14 protein-coding genes are annotated in these 20,123 nt (G+C 58.2%); 4 read left to right on the top strand and 10 right to left on the bottom strand.

Annotation, left to right across the window (positions count from 1 at the left end; translation table 11 throughout):
• Positions 1–36 precede the first annotated feature (36 nt).
• From RBB47_RS29195 to RBB47_RS29180, 4 genes are all read left to right on the top strand, one after another.
• On the top strand, positions 37–1,218 hold the full coding sequence (locus RBB47_RS29195; protein WP_305989455.1) for a polysaccharide pyruvyl transferase family protein: 1,182 nt from the start codon (positions 37–39) through the stop codon (positions 1,216–1,218).
• A 53-nt stretch (positions 1,219–1,271) separates the two neighbouring features.
• On the top strand, positions 1,272–2,363 hold the full coding sequence (locus RBB47_RS29190; RefSeq protein ID WP_305989454.1) for a glycoside hydrolase: 1,092 nt from the start codon (positions 1,272–1,274) through the stop codon (positions 2,361–2,363).
• Between the two features lie 55 nt (positions 2,364–2,418).
• Positions 2,419–3,453 (top strand): hypothetical protein, encoded by a 1,035-nt coding sequence (locus RBB47_RS29185; protein ID WP_305989453.1) that lies wholly within the window; start codon positions 2,419–2,421, stop codon positions 3,451–3,453.
• A gap of 230 nt (positions 3,454–3,683) precedes the next feature.
• Complete coding sequence (locus RBB47_RS29180) at positions 3,684–4,652, top strand: SMP-30/gluconolactonase/LRE family protein (RefSeq protein WP_305989452.1); 969 nt, start codon at positions 3,684–3,686, stop codon at positions 4,650–4,652.
• Positions 4,653–4,723: 71 nt separating this feature from the next.
• Here the strand turns inward: RBB47_RS29180 and RBB47_RS29175 are convergent, their stop codons facing one another.
• From RBB47_RS29175 to RBB47_RS29130, 10 genes are all read right to left on the bottom strand, one after another.
• Entirely contained in the window at positions 4,724–5,419 is a 696-nt protein-coding gene (locus RBB47_RS29175; RefSeq protein WP_305989451.1) for a carboxymuconolactone decarboxylase family protein, read from the bottom strand.
• A gap of 361 nt (positions 5,420–5,780) precedes the next feature.
• Positions 5,781–6,140, bottom strand: coding sequence for a hypothetical protein (locus tag RBB47_RS29170; RefSeq protein WP_305989450.1), 360 nt, complete (start codon positions 6,138–6,140; stop codon positions 5,781–5,783).
• A 187-nt stretch (positions 6,141–6,327) separates the two neighbouring features.
• Positions 6,328–7,956, bottom strand: a complete 1,629-nt coding sequence (locus RBB47_RS29165; protein ID WP_305989449.1) for an alpha-D-glucose phosphate-specific phosphoglucomutase — start codon at positions 7,954–7,956, stop codon at positions 6,328–6,330.
• Position 7,957: 1 nt separating this feature from the next.
• Complete coding sequence (gene malQ, locus RBB47_RS29160) at positions 7,958–9,964, bottom strand: 4-alpha-glucanotransferase (RefSeq protein WP_305989448.1); 2,007 nt, start codon at positions 9,962–9,964, stop codon at positions 7,958–7,960.
• Complete coding sequence (glgX, locus tag RBB47_RS29155) at positions 9,961–12,060, bottom strand: glycogen debranching protein GlgX (RefSeq protein WP_305989447.1); 2,100 nt, start codon at positions 12,058–12,060, stop codon at positions 9,961–9,963. The genes malQ and glgX overlap by 4 nt, the downstream gene beginning before the upstream one ends.
• On the bottom strand, positions 12,057–13,511 hold the full coding sequence (gene glgA / locus RBB47_RS29150) for a glycogen synthase GlgA (RefSeq protein ID WP_305989446.1): 1,455 nt from the start codon (positions 13,509–13,511) through the stop codon (positions 12,057–12,059). The genes glgX and glgA overlap by 4 nt, the downstream gene beginning before the upstream one ends.
• Position 13,512: 1 nt before the next feature.
• Positions 13,513–14,775 carry a glucose-1-phosphate adenylyltransferase gene (glgC, locus tag RBB47_RS29145; protein WP_305989445.1) on the bottom strand — a complete coding sequence of 421 codons (1,263 nt, stop codon included), beginning with the start codon at positions 14,773–14,775 and terminating at the stop codon, positions 13,513–13,515.
• A 27-nt stretch (positions 14,776–14,802) separates the two neighbouring features.
• Entirely contained in the window at positions 14,803–17,004 is a 2,202-nt protein-coding gene (gene glgB, locus RBB47_RS29140) for a 1,4-alpha-glucan branching protein GlgB (protein ID WP_305989444.1), read from the bottom strand.
• Positions 17,005–17,006: 2 nt separating this feature from the next.
• Positions 17,007–19,391 carry a glycogen/starch/alpha-glucan phosphorylase gene (locus tag RBB47_RS29135; protein ID WP_305989443.1) on the bottom strand — a complete coding sequence of 795 codons (2,385 nt, stop codon included), beginning with the start codon at positions 19,389–19,391 and terminating at the stop codon, positions 17,007–17,009.
• Positions 19,392–19,712: 321 nt separating this feature from the next.
• The coding region (locus RBB47_RS29130) for a TOBE domain-containing protein (RefSeq protein WP_305989442.1) at positions 19,713–20,123 on the bottom strand (411 nt) is incomplete at its 5' end.

Genomic DNA, 20,123 nt, shown 5'->3' with positions numbered 1-20,123 from the left:
GCTTGCGGGGGAAGCAAACAAAGAGGATATCATTGCATGCCACCTAGAATTCTCGTGACAGGCATTCCTGGGCATTTCACACGTTTGGTAAAGGGCGCACAAGGCCTGTCGGTTTTCTACTCCGAGCAACAAAAGCAACCAGAAACGAAGGAACAGTTCCTTGAGGAACTGCGCGGTATCAGCAATTCAGGAAACTACCTGATTGGTGAAGGCGCGATGGCGGCGCTTGTTCCAAGCGCAAAAGTCATTCCGTTCTGGCACCTTTACAACCTGGTCACCAAAGGCGAGAGCCTGGAAGAGTTCAACAGCCAGTTCGACATCTGCGTCTTCACCTGCGCGAACCTTTTGCGCAACGGCCTTTCGGCCGACGCGGAAGCGAAAGTCCTCGGTGAACTGAAGATGCCCATCGTCATGTTGGGTATCGGCATGCAGAACCGGAACGACCTGGAGAAAAAGGAGCTGCCTGCCGGCACGAAACGGCTTCTGCAAGTTCTCAAGGAACGCGATTCCTTCTTTTTGACCCGCGGGCACGAGACCGCCGGTTATCTCAAGGACCAGGGGTTCTCCTTCGTGCGCCCGACCGGTTGTCCGTCAATCTATTTCATGCCGCACAACATGCGCGCATCGATGAAGAAATTGCCCAAGGTCCGGATCGGAAAGGCCCGGACAATCTATTCCGGCTACCTCGGCGGCGACCAGGAACCCATCCTGGATGCCAACGCACTGGAACCGGCGGGCAGCGCTCCTGAGTATGTGGTGCAGGACGAATTCCTTCATTTCGACATGAAGGTGGAACCTGACGAAAACGGCCGCATCTATAATTCAGCGACAGGCCAGATGATCGGATCGCTTGCCTACCCGGGCATCGAAAAGCGGGATCAGCCATTCGTTGTGCGCACCTTCTTCGATACAAACCAGTGGCGTGGCTGGGCTGCATCCATGGACTTCAACTTCGGTCGCAGGTTTCACGGATCGATCATCGCGATGCAGTCGGCGGTGCCGAGCCTCATGGTGGCAATCGATGACCGGATGCGCGAAATGCTTGGATACTCGGGACTTCCGGCCATCGACCGGCATGAACTCGACAGGACCGGCGACAGGGCTGGCTATGTTGCCAACCACCTGGAGGGACTGAACGCCTCTGAGCTGGTTGATCGCTATTCCGACCGCGAACGCAGCTTCCGCGAGACGCTCCGGGAAATCGGCATCGGGAAGTAAAAGGTCCCGGGGCCGAACTGGTTATGACGCACTTGACCCAAATACCGGCAGGAATGCGCGCATCATTTATCGCATTCCTGTTCGCCGCCTTTGCCACGCTCGGACCGCAACCGGCCCCTGCCGGCGACGACCTTCGTTCCGGCGTCAACCGGGTCAACCTCGCCTGGCGCACAGCTGCAGAACAACAGGAAATACTTGGCGAGATCGCTGCAAGCGGTGTGACGGACATTCGTCTTTCGCTCTCCCGTCCGGTCGACCGGAGCATTGACGCTCTGAAAATCGCGGACGCACTGGGCTTGAACATTCTTCTTGAAATTCAGCTCTCGAACAAAAGCTACTACCCGCCCGGCCTTAAGCCCCGCACGGGACATGATCGGGTGTGGGATATCCATCGCTTGTCCGACCTTGATCTTGAAAAATATCGTACGGAGCTTTCGAGCGCCCTTACCCGGATCGACGAAGCTGGAATACGCCTTGAGGCCGTGGAACCGGGAAACGAAATCAACATCAGTCCCTACAATGGGGACTTGCATGTTTACCCCGTACGCGGCGTCCGAACGGCACGCAGCATCGATGAATTGCGGAACAGGTCCGCCTTCGAGAAAGGCCTGGACAAATACGTTGATTCACTGCGCATCACCCGCGATCTCCTGGATGCCACGGTCCACAGCCGTGAGGCGAAACTGGTCTCCTCGGGCCTGTCCGACATGCGGGCCCAAACGGCAGACAGACTTGGCCTGGAACGTCTCGACGCCGGAGAGGTGATCGATCTCCTGCAGGAACGCGGTCTCGACGAGATCGTCGATGCTTACGGTATCCATATTTATCCGGGCAACCGAACCGCGTCGGCCATCGAACGAAGGATTGGTGAGCTCTTGGAATTCTGCCTGCCCGCCGAAACGGGACATCCTTGCTGGATCACCGAATGGGGGGTTGCCAACACCAGCCAGGAATGCCCGGTCGACGACGGCAAGCGTGAGGTTGTCGTGCGCAACGTTCTTCAAACATTCGACGACCTGAGCGACACCGGCCGGCTGGAGGCGGTGTTCTACTACGACTGGGATTCCCACGATCGATACAGCGTCTGGCGGTGCGGAGGATTGTCACCGGCGGGCGCCTTGGCCGTGGGTCTGGAGGAAAAATAACAAACGTGGCCGACCGGCCAATGCCGAAGGCCTTCAGCGTTCGAAAGGAAAGACGGTGAGAATTGTTCTTCATATCGGAACAGAAAAAACCGCGACCACGTCCATCCAAAGATACCTCTTTGCGAACCGCAATGCCTTCGCGGAAAAGGGTGTTCTTTATCCAGATAAGCTTGGCGCTGAAAATCAGTTATGCCTTCCCGCCTGGGCAATCGGCAAGCCGGACGCGGATGAAGTGACAGCCACCGCATACGGGGTCATGAGCCGCTCCGGCTTTGACCAGATGGACAGGTATATCCTTGAGACACTTGAAAGGCAGATCTCGGCAACGGACCCTGACGTGATCGTATTTTCCAACGAACATCTTCACAGCCGGGTAAGGTCCCTGGGCCAAGTGCGCAGGCTCAAGCAAATCCTTTCGCAGCTGTCCGATGACATCCAGATCATTCTCTACATCAGGCGACAGGACAGACTTGCGGTCAGCTACTTCTCAACGCCGTACAAATTCGGCGAGAAAACGACGGTCGGCCAGGCAATCCCGGCTGCCTCCAAAGGCGTGCCGCACTACTACGACTACGGAAAACTCGTGACCCTTTGGAGCGAGGTGTTCGGTGCCGAAAACCTTGTGGTCAAGATCTTCGAGGAGGAAGTCCGATCCGAAGGTGGCGTCGTCGCGTCGTTCCTGAACGCAGCCGGATTGCCGCGCCAGGCTGACACGATGGCAAAGGTCCACAACGAGTCCCTTTCGATGGAAGCCATCATGTTCCTCGCCAGTTTCAACGAGCAAATAGCCGCGCTTCCAGACCAGAAAGCCGAGTTGCGCAAGATCCGAATGTCCCTCGTTCGCTTTCTGGAACGAAACTATCCGGCACGCCGCAAGCTGGCTTCAAAGGAAGCGGCAATGGACTTTTATTCGCGTTGTCATGCGTCGAACGAGATTGTGCTCAAGACCTTTTTTCCCGACCGAACGAAACTGTTTGATGAGAATTTCAACGAGTATGGCGATGAGGAGTCACTGGCGCCGGACACGCAAATGCTTGCTGAGATCGGCGCCCGCGCCGCAATGTTGATCCGCGATAAACTCACCGCGTAACGGTCGACACTTTCCTTGTGCCGCCTGATTGCCGTTGATCCGGACCGGAACATCTCGGCAGAAAAGTCCGTGAACCGATTGGGATGAGGACTTTCAGGATAGACCCCGTTGCCGCCACGAACTGGAGCATCGAAAGGTTGGATTTGCCGCGCCAAGGTGCCCTGTTCAATTCGAGCCCGGTGACATAACGTCTTTGGTGACGCAATATCCTTCAAAGCATGTGAGAAAGAATGTCCCAAGACACGAACGACGCCGGCGACTGGAAACCGTCGACACGATACCCCGACCCTTCCGTCATCTCCCTGGATGCAAGATTTGACGCTTTGAAGCTGCCGCTCGCAGGCGTGGAGCGCCTCGCAACAGGTTGCCGCTGGTGCGAGGGACCGATCTGGTTCGGAGACGGCCGTTACCTGATTTGGAGCGACATTCCCAACAATCGCATCATGCGCTGGGACGAGGTGACGGGACAGGTATCGGCCTACCGCCAGCCATCGAACTTTGCCAACGGGCAGACCAGGGACCGCCAGGGACGGCTTGTGACCTGCGAGCACGGTGGGCGGCGTGTAACGCGTACAGAGTACGACGGCAGCATTACCGTTCTGATGGATAGCTACGACGGCAAGCGGTTGAATTCACCCAATGACGTCGTCGTCAAATCGGACGGCTCCGTGTGGTTCACCGACCCTCCGTTCGGTATCCTCGGCAATTACGAAGGACACCGGTCGGAGCCGGAGCTGGGTCAGAATGTCTACCGGCTCGATCCGGAAACCGGCGCGGCAACTGTCGTTGCCGACGATATTCTCGGCCCGAACGGCCTCGCCTTCTCACCTGATGAGCAAAAACTCTACATCGTTGAATCCCGCGGCCAGCCAAATCGCAAGATCCTCGAGTACGATGTTTCTGCGGACGGTGCGGCGATCAGCGGCAAGCGCGTGCTTATCGACGCTGGACCTGGAACGCCGGACGGGTTTCGAATTGATGTTCTCGGCAATCTGTGGTGCGGCTGGGGCATGGGATCAGAGGATCTCGACGGCGTGATGATCTTTGCGCCGGACGGCACTCCGATCGGCCGCATCGCGCTCCCTGAACGCTGCGCAAACCTGTGTTTCGGCGGCCGCGCAAACAGCCGCCTGTTCATGGCAGCCAGCCACTCCGTTTACGCGCTTTATGTGAACGTTCCGGGCGTCGCAAACGGCTAGACTGTGAAGACACTGCGTCTTGGCTCCTCGACATCCCGTTGAGCAGGAGCCAATTTGCATTGGATGGGACCCTAGGTCTCCCAGGTGGCTGCTTTTTCCGCTTCCGCGTTCATCCGTTGAAAGGCCGCTGCATCTTCCGGCCAGAAATCGGCGAGCCAGTGGAGATAGGTGCCGACCTTGGCCGGGTCCATGTCCAGCGAGCGCTTGATCAGGTTGATCTCGTCTTCAAGTTCGATCGGAACGGCCAGTGAATCGTTGAGGCGATTGATCATGTTGAACATGGCGCTGACCATGGTCAATTCGACAATTTCGCCGTTGGTGAAATGTTTTTTCATCTCTTCGAAGAGTGCGTCGTCGCCCGCGGCCGTGTTCTTCGTGACAGCTTCCGCCCAGCGGACCGCGACTTTCTCTCCCGGCGACAGCGTTTCGGACTGCAGGTAGTCGTCGGAACTGAGTTCGATGATTTCCTCGTGGGTAATTCCGGCGGCCTGTCCCAGCGCCGTGTTGTGCGCATAGCAGTAGTTGCAGCCGTTCGTATGGCTGGTTTTGATCACCATGAGTTCCTTGATCCGGCCCGACATCCGTGACCCCGGCCATTGGCGCTGAACACTGGCATTGAAGCCAAGCAACAGCATCACGTACCACGGGGCATGTGAAATTGTTCGGTAGAAATTCGGGACCCGCCCAAGCAGTTGCGTCACTGCTCCATAGAATTCGTCGAATTCTCCCGAGATATTTTCACGCTCGATTTTTGGAAGTCTTTGCATCTTCTGTATCCTACCGTGACTTTAGCAACCCAGCGGCAGATTGACGGAAAAAATCCGCCTTGCCCAATGACTTAAGCTAATAATCACTATTAGGATTTCAGTTACCGGAGCATAGGACGCTGCAAGTCACCCGGCAAGCTGTTGCCGGACTTACGTAAGCCCGGAACATCTTTCAGCCCAAAGTCCGCGGCCGGCGCGGCGGTTACGGGTATCACAATTGGTAGATCGGCAATCGGTACAGGTTTCGGCGTCAAATTACGCCAACAAACGATGGGCGTTTTCGGGAAATGAGGAAGGTCGGCGGCTAGGCCGCCCTTTAAAACGCCATCCGCGGGCAAGTCGGATTTGAGCGCTGAATGCCTCAGAGAGGAAAGGCATCAATGATGGCTCGGTTACCAACTTGCACCGCGGAAGAAGCGACTGGTGTCTCACCTTGAGAGTTGAGGGTGACACCCGGATAAGCCGCTGGCACTTCCAGAAGTACCAGGGGGTTTAGCGGCGCTTCTGGCGAGTGATGGTGGACTTTTTCACCTGCAGGGGTCTGCTGGCCAGCCTGTTCGGTTTCCTTGCCCGCCTTGGAAAGATCGTCAACAAGTTTGTCGATGCAGTCCTGAAGTGCCTGACCTTGCAGACCCCAGCAGCTCTGACCGGCATTTGCAGCCGTACCCTGCATGACAAAAGCAGAGAACACTGCTGCAGCTACGATGGATGCGGTTTTCATTTCTAGTCTCCATTTGGTTCGTGACATGCCGGCGTTGTTGCCGACAAAACCAAAATGGGGACTGCTCTTGTCACCCCCGTTTCGCCGCATGTCTCAATTGTACCGGCCCGCGGTAAGGCCGACACAATTGATACATCAGGGATTTCTACGTCGAGCGGCTTCTGCGGGAGCAGGCTCCAGTAGACCCTCAGGTAATTACATCGGGACCGTCCCGGTTCAAAAGACCGATGCCGGCAATCTCATGCGCTGCATTGATGACAGGGCCCAAAGCCGATTGGACGTCCTGGTTGAACTTGGCCGGATCCGTTTCCAGGTGTTCGACATAAAGACGTACTGTTGCACCTTCCGTACCTGTTCCCGACAAGCGGAAAACGGCACGCGCGCCATCTTCAAACTGGATACGCAGACCCTGGTTGCTCGTTCTGGAACCATCAATCGGATCTTCGTAAGCAAAGCTGTCGGCTTTCGCGACAGCCAGTCCTGCAACCGTTGTGCCCGGCAGCTCGGCGAGTTTGCCGGTGACCCGCTCCATGAGGGCGCTCGCGTCGGCATTGGGAAGCGCCTCGTAGTCGTGCCGAGAATAGTAGTTCCGACCAAATTTCTCCCAGTGCGCCTGCACGAGATCCGTAACAGAGCAGCGTTTCGCTGCCAGTATGTTGAGCCAGAGCAATACCGCCCAGAGCCCGTCCTTTTCGCGAACATGATTGGATCCGGTGCCAAAACTCTCCTCACCGCAGATAGTGGCCCGGCCCGCGTCCAGCAGATTGCCGAAGAATTTCCACCCTGTCGGCGTTTCGAAATGTTCGATACCAAGGTCTTGCGCCACGCGATCGGCAGCGCAGCTTGTCGGCATCGAACGGGCAACACCCGCGAGCCCGCCGGAATAGCCGGGTGCCAAATGCGCGTTGGCCGTCAAGATCGCCAGACTGTCGGACGGCGAGACGTAGCAATTCCGGCCCAGGATCATGTTCCGGTCGCCGTCCCCGTCCGAGGCTGCGCCGAAATCGGGCCCGTTGTCTGACATCAGCTCGTTCATCAGTTCCTTCGCCCAGGCGGGGTTGGGATCGGGATGCCCGCCGCCGAAGTCTTCCAGCGGGGTCGCGTTGATGGCACTGCCCTTTGGCGCTCCCAGCGCGCCCTCAAGGATAGCTGTTGCATAGGGTCCGGTAATCGCATGCATGGCGTCGAACCGGATTTGGAAACCGGATGCAATGAGCTCCCGGATGGCTCCGAAATCAAACAGCTCTTCCATCAGCACAGCGTAATCTGCAACGGGATCGACAATGCTCACGGTCGTACTGCCGACCTCCGTCTCACCGATCGCGTGGAGATCGACATCCGGTGTCCCAAGCGTCAGATAGCGAGAAATGGATTTTGTGCACTCAAAGATAGCGTTGGTGACGCCTTCCGGTGCAGGACCCCCATTGGGAATATTGAACTTGAGACCGAAATCCTCGTCGATCCCGCCTGGATTGTGGCTTGCCGACAGGATCAGTCCACCGTCGGTCGCATTCTTGCGGATCAGGTTGGACGCTGCCGGCGTGGATAGCAGCCCGCCGCGTCCGACAATGATGCGCTTCGCTCCGTTGGCGGCCGCCATGCGCAGGATTGTCTGGATTGCGCTGGCATTGAAATACCTGCCGTCCCCGCCGACGACAAAAGTCTTGCCGTCTGCGCCACCGATCGCGTCAAACACGGACTGAACGAAGTTTTCCAGGTAGTGCGGCTCCATGAAAACACGAGTTTTCTTGCGCAGACCCGAGGTGCCCGGTTTTTGTCCCTCAATCGGTGCCGTTGAAACCGTTTTGATGTCCATGTCAATTTTCTCCTTCCGGATAAAAATGAGCGCGTCCGGCGTTGCGCATCAGGCTTGCCGTTTCATTGAGTGCGGAAACGCCGGCCAGGTCTTCAAGAGACACCGCCGAAATGCGGCGCCAGTTGGGATGTTCATCGGTCGTGCCGGGAAGGTTCTGAGCTTCCGTTTCGCCCAGAATGTCATCAAGTTGCACCGAGGTCATGGCTGCGGGTGAATTGGCCAGGCGGCTATGGATTGCAGTGGCGGGGTCTTCTCCTTCCGGCACGAGTGCAGCAACGGCTCCCTCTCGTTCATGGCGTAGGCGGTCGGCATTGTCCGCGTCCAGCCAGCCAAGGCGCTGCCACCAGTCGATGTCCCGCCCTGTGCAAAAACCATGTAATGTCGGCGTGTCGTGGGTTGCGAAACACGCAAGGCTCTGACCGCGAAGATGCGAAGGGTCGCGGAAGGTTTCGTCCGCTTCCTTCTCGTATTGCAGAACCGAGTATCCGTAGATCCCGCGCACAGCCAGCGCGTCTCGAAAGCCGTCGGGCACCAGGCCGAGATCCTCACCGACAACCACGCAACCGGCGTGGTGCGCTTCGATCCCGACGAGCGCCAACAAGGTCTCGAACGGCTGCTGGATATAGGCACCCGGGCTGCCGTCATCAGGTATCCAGAAGCTGCGGTTCAGCCCAAGCACATGATCGATGCGGATGACGCCGGCTGAGCGCATCGTCTGTCGCAGCACGGTCCTGAGGCTTCTGTAGCCATTTGCAGCACTGAGCGAGGGCGCAAAGGCTGTGAGTTGCCAGTTCTGCCCTTCCGGACTGAGATGATCCGGCGGTGCCCCGAGGGAAACGCCCTTCGCGACACTGTCCTGCCCCATCCACGCTTCAGCACCGTCCCGGCGGGCCCCGACGGCAAGGTCGAGATAAAGACCGAGCGGCAGACTTTTACCATTCGTGACTTGATCGACCTGCTCGGTTGCGACCCATTGCAGCCAGGCGTGAAACTCGGCCTCGTTTGGATCGTGGGCATCATGCGGCAGCTTGTTCGGGTCTTTCAGGGTGTCCGGCCAAAGGTGCCAGTTTTCGCCGTGTTTCACGGAAAGCGCTTCGAAAACCGCAAACCGCTGGAGATCGTCTCCGCCTTGGTCAACGAAGTCAGAGAAACGCGCTGCGACATCCTCGGTGGATGCGGACTTGAAGATTTCGAACAACGCGCGCAGCAATGGATGCTGCCGTGCCCGGATGGACGGATAGTCGATCAGGTCCACATCCCTGTCGATTTCAGCACGTGCCTTTTCAATCAGCACAGCGGCTTCATCCTGACCCTGAAGGCCCGGGATATCATCCACGGCAATATGGATCGTGTTGAGGAAACCGCGATGTGAAGGCGAATAGGGACTAGCAATATCTGCATGAGACCAACCCAGATTATGGATCGGGTTTACGCCGAGAAAACTTCCTCCCACCGCCCCGATGGTCTGGGCAAGGCTCGCCAGGTCGGAATAGTCGCCCAGACCCAGATTGCACATGGAACGCAATCCGTAGAGTGCTGCCGTTACCCCCCACACGCGATCCTGCCCAACGCGGGCCGCAAGCGACGGTGTCTGGACCGGCGCTGCGGGGATCAGCGCGGTTTGCTCGATCGTCCCGGACTTAACGCGCAGCCGATAGACGTTCACCTCCAGTGCAGGCAGGTCTACGAAGTCATGGGCGAACCCATCGGCCACCTGCTGTCCCGCGTCATCCAACAGGATCCACTCACAAGAACGGCTGGCGGGAATCTTCGCGCCGTACCCAGACGTCACAACATATTCCGGCGGGACGATGTGGCCATCACGTTCGGCCCACATTGCCTCCAGCGACATCTGCGCATCACTGTCGGTGTCCGCGGGAACCCCCATGGCTTTCAGCATTGCGCGCCGTGTGTCGTCGGTCGTCCAGCGTTCCTGGCCGCCAAGATCGTGGAACATGGGCAGCACACCATAGGCTTCCGCCAGTTGATGAAGCGGATCGTTACTCATGGAATTTCGCTCCCGGGCACCAGCGACAAAACAAGGATTGAATGCCCCTGAACGGTGATGCTGGTCTCTTTGGGGTAAACGTTCGGAAAGGGATCTTTCAAAGACGTATCGAGTTCAAGGCACCAGATATACCCAGGGTCAGGCTTGGGCAGGGTGGCCTGCAAACTTGCGACATCGCGGTTGAACAGGAGAAACAGCGTGTCCTTTATCTGGTGCTTGGGCGGGCGTTCGCCGGATCCGCGCAAGACCAGACCGAACGACGACAGGCCGGGATCCCGCCAATCCAGCGGCCGGCAGCTGAAATCAAGCCACTCGACATCGCGCTGACCGTCGCTCTCACGCACGGCGCCATGGAGAAACAATGATTGGCGCAGGCTTGGATGTGCCTTGCGCAGGGCTGAAAGCCCGGAGACGAATTCCACAAGCGCTTCATCTGCATCAGCCCAGTTGATCCAGCCGATGGCATTGTCCTGGCAATAGGCGTTGTTATTGCCTTTCTGGCTGTTTCCAATCTCGTCGCCGGCAAGCAGCATCGGCGTTCCCTGTGACAGAAACAGCGTTGCAAGCAGATTGCGCTGACGGCTGGAGCGGCGCGCCAGGATCGCCGGGTCGTCGCTGCCTCCTTCAACACCCAGGTTGTCGCTGAAATTGGCGTTGTGACCGTCCCTGCCCTCTTCACCATTTGCCAGATTGTGCCGCTCGGAGTATCGCGTGACATCGGCCAGCGTGAAACCGTCATGTGCCGTCACAAGATTGACGGAGGACCAGGCACGGCGTCCCCCCTTGTCGAAAAATCCGGCCGACCCCAGGACACAAGCGGCCAGCTCCTGAGCGCTGTGATCATCGCCTCGCCAATAGCGGCGGCTGGTGTCTCGAAACTTGTCGTTCCACTCTCCGAATTCAGGCGGAAACTGCCCAAGTTGATACCCCCCGGGGCCGATATCCCAGGGTTCGGCGATCATGTGCACATTGGCCAATACCGGATCCTGCCTCAACGCATCCAGAAAGCTGCCACTTGGATCGAAGCCGTTGCTCTCCCGGCCAAGCGTCGTCGCCAGATCGAACCTGAACCCGTCGACGCCCATGACTTCGACCCAGTAGCGGAGACTGTCGAGGATCATTCTCAAAACAAACGGATGCGACGCATTCACCGTGTTTCCGGTGCCTGTGTCGTTGACGTAGTATCTCGGCTGTCCCTGGATGAGGCGATAGTAGGACGCGTTGTCGATGCCGCGGAACGAAAAGGTCGGTCCCCGGTGGTCGCCTTCGGCCGTGTGGTTGTAGACCACGTCCAGAATGACCTCGATACCGGCTGCATGCAGCCGCTGGACCATCGATCGGAACCCGGCACGACCTGCAGGTCCGAAGTAGCGCGGCTCGGGAACGAAAAAACCGATTGAGTTGTAGCCCCAGTAGTTTCTCAGACCCTTTTCAAGCAGGAAACCGTCATCGACAAATGCCTGGACCGGCAACAGCTCGACGGTCGTGATACCGAGCTTTTGAAGGTGCTCGATCATCGCATCGGAGGCCAGGCCCTCATAGGTCCCCCGAAGGTGTTCGGCGATAGCCGTATGCTCTTTGGTCAAGCCTTTCACATGGGCTTCGTAGATCAGCCGCTCCTCGTCTTCTACAACCGCACGCTCGGCAAGCGGGACCAGATCTTCCGGAGCCAGAACAACCGACTTTGGAACGTAGCGCGCGCTGTCGAGCGAACTGAAAGACAGGTCAGCCTGCGGATCGAAAGCATCAAAGCCAAGCAAAGCCTTGTGGTAACGAAAGGAACCGCTGAAGGCGCGCGTATACGGATCCAGCAGCAATTTGTTCGGATTGAAGCGATGCCCCCGCTCCGGCGCAAAGGGTCCGTGAACGCGATATCCATAAAGCGTGCCCGGGAGGGTCTTCGGCAGGTATCCGTGCCAAACCGGCCCGCTCCGTTCCGGCAGTGCTATCCGTGACAATTCCCGATTGCCGTCTTCGGAAAAGAGGCACAACTCGACCTTGTGCGCATTGTCCGAGAACAGCGCGAAATTCGTTCCGACACCGTCATAATTTGCGCCGAGCCTGTTTGGCGAGCCCGGAAGCATCTGGATAGTCATTCAGCTTCCTTCTTGCCGGCACTCAAAACAGTGTCGAACAGCGCCCGGTATGCAGCGGCGGACGCGTCCCAACCGACCTGGTGCCGCATGGCATTGCTGATCAAGGATGTCCACCCTTTTTGATCGGCAAACAGGTCACAGGCACGATCGATCGCATCCGCCAGCCCTGCGGCCGAGACCGGCGCGAATTGAAACCCTGTGGCACATCCCGTCCTCATCGCGGCATCGTTGGCATCGATCACCGTATCGGCAAGTCCGCCGGTCCGTGCGACAACGGGCAAGGTACCGTATCGAAGTCCATAGAGCTGGGTCAGTCCGCAGGGCTCGAAGCGCGAGGGGATCAGAATTGCATCCGCACCGGCTTGCATCAGATGGGACAGGCTTTCGTCATAGCCGATAATCGTTCCGACCGATCCGGCATGATCGCTGGCCGCTTTGCGAAACGCGTCTTCAAGCGCCGCGTCACCGCTGCCCAGAAGCGCAAGGCGTCCGCCACGCCCGACAAGCACCGGCAACACCTCAAGAAGCATATCCAGTCCCTTTTGCGCAGTCAGCCGGCTGATCACGCAGAACAGCGGTGCTGCCGGATTTGCAGTGAGGTTGAACCGCTCTTCCAGCGCTGTCCTGTTGAGTGCTTTCTGCTTGAGTGCCTTGGAACTGTAGTTGCTCTCGATTGCGGCATCGGTCTGAGGATCCCAGGTGTCAAGATCAATCCCGTTGAGAATCCCGGCAAGATCCGACTTGCGGGACTGGAGCAAACCCTCAAAACCCATTCCGAATTCTGGAGACATCAATTCCCGCGCATATGTCGGACTGACGGTCGTGATCTTTTCCGAAGCCACGATCCCGGCTTTCAGATAGCTGATCTGGTCGTAGTACTCATAACCCTCCGGCGAAAACCCCGCGGGATCGAGCCTCAGCTCTTTGCTCAACGAAGCCGGAAAGAGACCCTGAAAGGCAATGTTATGAATTGTCAGGACCGAGGGGATATCCGCACCGGCCTGGCGCAGGTACCAGGGTGTCAAGCCGGCCTGCCAGTCGTGCGCGTGAACCAGATCGGGTTGCCAGCCGTCGAAACCTTTCACCGCGACACGGGTCGCAGCCTCACACAAGGCCGCGTAGCGCTGCGCATTGTCGGACCAGTCCTTGCCGTTCTGATCAAGATAGATGCTCCCGGTGCGGTCGAACAATCCGGGTGCATCCAGCAAAAACAGCGAAAGCCCCTCTGCGTCGACGGCCATTAGCCGCGCCGGGCTGCCGAAAAGCGAGCCGAGATCTTCAACAACGGATGCCTTCTCGGCAAGGTTTTTCAGGGCAGGATAAAGCGGCAGGATGACTCGGCTTGAAACGCCGAGCGGATCCAGAGCCTTCGGCAAGGCTCCGACAACATCCGCCAGTCCTCCAGTCTTGATGAATGGCGCGCATTCGGACGCGACCAGGAGGACCTTCATCTCAGCCCTCCAGCTTGTCGATCATGTTTTGGGTAATCAGGCAGATACCGTTCTCCGTGCGGCGGAAACGCTTGGCATCCATTTCCGGATCTTCTCCGACAACCAGATCCTGGGGGATCTTTACACCCCGGTCGATGACCACATTTGTGAGCCGTGCATTGCGGCCGATATCCACATGCGGCAATGCCACGACGCCCTCCAGACGGGAATAGGAATTGCATCGGGCCCCGGTGAACATCAGACAGCGGTAAAGGCTCGATCCGGAAATGATGCACCCGCCCGAAACCATGGACGAAATCGCCTGGCCGCGCCGGCCTTCCTCGTTGTGAATGAACTTTGCCGGCGGATTCAGCTCCTGATAGGTCCAGATAGGCCATTCGTTGTCGTAGATATCAAGTTCCGGCGTGAAGTCCGTCAGGTCGATATTGGCTTGCCAGAACGCATCGACAGTCCCGACGTCGCGCCAGTAAGGCTCCTTTTCGATCCCGCTGGTCACACAGGAACGGCTGAAGGGATGGGCATATGCCGTGCCGTTCCTGACCAGCTTGGGGATGAGATCCTTGCCGAAATCATGGCTGGAGTTGGGATCGTCAGCGTCTTCCCGCAGGAGATCGAACAAGAGTTTCGTTTCAAAGATGTAGATCCCCATGCTGCACAGGGCCTGGTTCGGATTGCCGGGCATGGGAGGAGGATCGGCGGGCTTTTCGACGAAATCGGTAATCCGATCGCTTTCGTCGACGGCCATGACACCAAAGCCCTTTGCCTCTTCCAGAGAGGCTTCGATGCATCCAACAGTCACTTCGGCGCCTGTGTCCACATGCTGCGCCAGCATCTTGGAGTAGTCCTGCTTGTAGATGTGGTCACCAGCCAGAACCACCATGTACTTCGGCGCGTAGCTCTCGACGATGTCGATGTTCTGGTAAACCGCATCGGCCGTACCGAGATACCAGTTCTGCTCATTCACGCGTTGCGAAGCGGGCAGAATGTCCATCGTCTCGTTGCGTTCCGGCCGGAAGAAGCTCCAGCCGCGATGGAGGTGACGTATCAGGCTGTGCGCCTTGTATTGCGTGGCAACACCAATGCGCCTGATGCCGGAGTTGATTGAATTTGACAGGGCGAAATCGATGATCCTGGTCTTGCCACCAAAATAGACGGCCGGTTTGGCACGACGGTCGGTCAATTCCTTCAGCCGGCTTCCCCGTCCGCCAGCCAGAACAAATGCCATTGATTGACTCGCGAGACTGCGTTGATCTTGCGTGGACATCCAGTTTCCTCCCGTTTGTAGCGCCAATTATGTGTCCGGCGCCTCAAATTCTAAGATCAGGGTGCTCAATGGTGGCAGTGTCAGACTAAGGGAATATGGCTGTCCAGCAACAGCAACCCGGTCAGTTGCCACGCCGCCCAGATTGCCACCGCCACGACCGCCATAGTCCGCAGCATCCGTATTCAGCCGTTCCGCCCAACGTCCTTCGATGGGAACCCCGATCCGCCGCCCTGAGCGTTCAACGGGCGTGAAATTGCAGACCACCAGAACAGGCGGAGCTTCCTCGCCGCCCCGGCGGATCCAGGCAAATACGGACTCGTCCGCGTTGGACTCCATCCATTGGAAACCTTCCGCCTTGCTGTCCAGCTGATGGAGCGCCGGTGTCTGCGCGTAGAGGCGGTTGAGATCACGGACAAGCGACTGCACCCCCTTGTGCAAACCGTTGTCCAGAAGGTGCCAGCCAAGGCTTTCGTTGTGGTTCCATTCCCAGCCTTGCGCGAATTCCGAGCCCATGAACAGGAGCTTCTTGCCCGGATGGCCCCACATGAAGCCGTAGTAAGCCCTCAGGTTCGCAAATTTCTCCGCGCCGTCCCCGGGCATCCGGTCCAGGATCGATCCCTTGCCGTGCACCACTTCGTCATGGCTGAGCGGCAACACGAAGTTTTCCGAAAAGGCGTAGTGCAACCCGAACTCGATCTTGTTGTGATGGTATTTTCGATGGACCGGGTTTTCGCTCATGTAGGACAGCGTGTCGTTCATCCAGCCCATGTTCCATTTGTAACCGAAGCCGAGCCCGCCATTGTCGACCGGTGTACTGACACCGGGAAAGGCTGTGCTTTCCTCGGCAATGGTGATGACGCCGTCCATATCCGCATAAACGAGCGTGTTGGCCCGTTTCAGGAACTCGATCGCTTCCAGGTTTTCGCGCCCGCCATATGCATTGGGAACCCACTCGCCTTCCTTGCGCGAATAGTCGCGGTAAAGCATGGACGCCACGGCATCCACGCGGAGCCCGTCGACATGGTGTTCGCGCATCCAATAGATCGCATTGGCAATCAGAAAGTTCTGAACCTCCGTGCGGCCGTAGTTGTAGATGAACGTGCTCCAGTCCGGATGCCACCCTTCCCTCGGATCGGCGTGCTCATAAAGCGGTGTGCCGTCGAACCGGCCGAGACCGTGCTTGTCTTCGGGAAAGTGACCGGGGACCCAGTCGATGATCAGGCCAAGTCCTGCGCCGTGGCAAGCATCGACGAAGGCACGGAATTCATCAAGCGTTCCATACCGGATCGTTGGTGCGTAAAGCCCGACCGGCTGATACCCCCAGGATCCGTCGAATGGATGCTCTGAGACCGGCAGGAGCTCGATATGTGTGAAACCCATGTCCTTTGCGTAGGACACCATGTCGCGCGCGAGTTCCAGATAGGAAAGCGAGCGATCCCCGTCTTCCGGTATCCGGCGCCAGGAACCCAGATGCACTTCGTAGATCGAAATCGGCTGGTCGATCCGCTGCGTTGCGGCGCGTGTTTTCAGCCACGCATCATCCTGCCAGGCGTATCTGTGCAGATTGCGCACCACGGACGCTGTCTTGGGCGGGTGTTCTGCTCCGAAGCCGAATGGATCCGCCTTTTCCGGCAACAGATTTCCCTGGGCATCCTGCAGCTCGAACTTGTAGACGGCACCGTCGTCCAGTCCGGGCATGAAGATTTCCCAGACCCCCGTGCTGCCGCACCGTCTCATCACGTTGCGGCGCCCGTCCCAGGCATTGAAATCGCCAACCAGCGAGACGCGTCTTGCGTTGGGCGCCCAGACCGCGAAATGGGTGCCTCGACTGCCCTCATGATCCATCACATGCGCGCCAAGCTTTTCCCATAGCCGCAAATGCGACCCTTCGCCGATCAGGTATTCGTCCAGTTCCCCCAGAACGGGGCCGAAGCGGTAGGCATCGTCGGCCTCCCAGCTCTCGGAACCACGCGAGAACCGCAACCGGTAGGAAAACCGGTCTTTTTGTCCGCTTGCCGCGTGGAAAACACCAGGTGCATCCGGCTGCAGCAAGAGGGTTGCAATGACCTTGCCCGTTTCTGCGTCGAATGCTTCCACCTTGTCCGCATCCGGATGAAACACGGTGAGGCTTTGCTGTCCCTCTGCCTCGTGCAATCCAAGAACGGAAAACGGATCGTCAAAGCTGCCCCGGCTGATATCCCGAAACACGCTTTGACCTGATGCACTCATCTTCAGTCTCCCGTTTTGTCCAGAAGAGACGACGTTTTCCAGATATCCTTAGCATATCCTTCAATCGTCCGGTCGGAAGAGAACCATCCTGAACGGGCTGTGTTCAACGCGGCCATTTCCGACCACCGTTTGCGATCGACAAACGCCTGATCGACGTTTCTCTGCGTCGCATAGTAATCCTTGAAGTCGCAGGTCACCAGAAAGTAGTCATGCTCGTGGAGCAGGCGAACCAGACCGTGGTAGCGGCCCGGATCTCCAGGTGAGAACAGGCCGTCTGCGATCTGGTTGAGGACGCGCGTTAGGCGCGGGCTGGAAGCGATGGCCGCGCGGGCATAATCGTGCACATTCCGGCGCTCCACGACTTCCTCGGCCGTGAGCCCGAAGAGGAAGAAATTCTCCGGGCCGACCCGTTCGCGAATTTCCACGTTTGCGCCGTCAAGCGTTCCGATCGTCAGAGCACCGTTGAGCGCAAATTTCATGTTGCCGGTGCCTGAGGCTTCTTTGCCGGCGGTCGATATCTGTTCTGAAAGGTCTGCGGCCGGGATCAGGATTTCCGCCATTGAGACGTTGTAGTTCGGCGGGTAGATCACCTTCAGCCGGTCGCTTGTGACCGGGTCGGCGTTGACGACCTTCGAAACATCGTTGATCAGGTGAATGATTTCCTTGGCGACCACATATCCTGGAGCCGCCTTGCCGCCGAAAATCTTGAGCCTTGGTGTCCAGGAACTGTTTGGATTGTCGCGAATGTCGTTCCAGTGCGCGATCGTCTCCAGAATATTCATCAGCTGACGCTTGTATTCGTGGATCCGTTTGATCTGCACGTCGAACATGGCCGACGGGTCGACCGACGGTCCTCCTTGTTCGGCGAGCCAGTTTGCCAGTCGCTCCTTGTTGGCCTGTTTCGCCGCCATGAAGTCTTCCAGGAAGCCCGCGTCGGAAACGTGCGGTTCAAGACGCTGGAGTTGCTCCAGGTCATCGACCCAACCGTCGCCGATCGTCCTGTTGATGAGTTTGCGCAGGGGCGGATTGCAGGTGTAGAGCCAACGCCGTGGTGTGACGCCGTTCGTCTGGTTGATGATACGTCCCGGATAGTCCCGGTTCAGATCCGCGAAAACGGTCTTTTTCACCAGTTCGGAATGCAGTGCCGAGACGCCGTTGACGCTATGAGCCATGATGAAGGCCAGTTCGCCCATCTTCACATTGTGGTTCTCGATGATCCGAATATGGCTGCCGGTTCGCGAGCGGTGGTCGGCCTCGATCATCTCGATGATCTGGAGGTGCCGTGGCAGGGTCCGGGCAAACAAGCCGAGATCCCAGCGCTCGAGCGCTTCGGGCAGGAGCGTGTGGTTGGTATAGGCGAGGCAATTGCGGGCCAGACCGATGGCTCTTTCCATCTCGACACCATGCTCGTCCACCAGAAGGCGGATCAGTTCAGGACCGGCAATGGCCGGATGGGTGTCATTGAGTTGAATGGCAACATGATCGGACAGGGTCTCGATCTCGTAGCCCTCCGACTTGAAACGCCGGACAATGTCCTGCAGCGACGCGGAGGTGAAGAAATACTCCTGCTTCAGGCGCAGTTCCTTGCCGGCCTCGGTCGTGTCATCGGGATAAAGAACACGGGAAATCGCGCGGGCCAGCGCTTCCGGCACGACGGCACCGACCAGGTCGCCGCGGTTGAAACTGCCCAGGTCGAACAGGACCGTCGGTTTTGCGGACCACAAGCGCAAGGTGTTCGCCCACCTTCCCTTCCAGCCGAGGACCGGTGTGTCGTGCGCATCGGCGATCACGGTTTCGGCCGGCTCCCATTTGTCGCCGACATGTCCGCCAAAGCCGATCTTGTATTTTACTTCGGGACGGTCGAACTCCCACGCGGGACGCTGAGCAAGCCACCCTTCGGCAACCTCGATTTGGCGGCCGTCTTCGAAGTGCTGTTCGAACAGACCATGTTCGTAACGAATGCCGTAGCCATAGGCGGGGATGCCGAGCGTGGACAGGCTGTCCAGAAAACAGGCGGCAAGCCGCCCGAGGCCCCCATTGCCAAGCGCGGCGTCAGGCTCGTCATGCACGACCGTCTCGTAGTCGAGACCAAACCCCGCCAGTGCTTCGCGAGCCGTGCTTTCAGCCCCCAGATTGATCGCCACGTCTTGAAGAAGGCGACCGATCAGGAACTCCATTGACAGATAGTAGACGCGCTTGCCGGCGACTTCGTAGGACTTGCGGGTTGACTCGAACCAGGGATCGACGACCAGATCGCGCAAGGCCAGTGACAGCGACATGCGCCAGTCGTAGAGGCTCGCGTTGACAATATCCTTGCCAAGAGACGTCTCCAAATGGCGCAGTATGGATTTTTGCAGGTCTTCAGGGGCGATCGCCGTATTCGTCAACTTTTTCTCGCTTTCTATTCCGATTGGTCGATGCATGGTCGATTGGCGGGCTCTCGATCCGGTTCTCAGAACCCGGGCCGGATTTTGAAACCTTTGAACGAGTCACACCCGATCTCGATACCATAATCAACTCTGAAAGCGCGCTCTAATAGTGTGCAAAGATGGATTCCGTCCTATGGAACGGCGAGAACGGGGTTTGGACGAACGTGCTGGAGCCCGAAAGGTACGCGCCGTGCGTGTCACACCAACGCTGTCTTGGCCGGTCCGTAGCCGGACCGTGCCGCCAACTCATTTTTCTACGGGCCAGCGCCCGAGGCCGCATTATGCGATCCTCAGGCCCTGATTGTCGAAGCGGTGTATTTTGTCAGCTTCTGGCGTGAGATGGATTGTGTCTCCGTGCCGGAATGCGATGTCTCCGGGGGATCTAACGGTGACCGGTTCGCTGAGCCCTTCGACATCGACATAAAGGAAGGTGTCTGATCCCAGATGTTCGGAGACGCCGACGGTTCCGGTCCACTTGCCCTCGGTGTGGGAGACGGTCAGGTGTTCCGGTCGGATGCCGATGGTGGCCGCATCATATTCTGAGGAAAAGGCGCCCATCATGAAGTTCATCTTCGGCGACCCGATGAAGCCGGCGACGAACCGGTTGCGCGGCGTGTGGTAGAGCTCCAGGGGCGAGCCGACCTGCTCGATGATACCGGCCTGCAGCACCACGATCTTGTCGGCCATGGT

Source organism: Roseibium sp. MMSF_3544 (assembly GCF_030732845.1).
Lineage (GTDB): Bacteria > Pseudomonadota > Alphaproteobacteria > Rhizobiales > Stappiaceae > Roseibium.
This window is presented reverse-complemented; position numbering and strand designations above follow the sequence as displayed.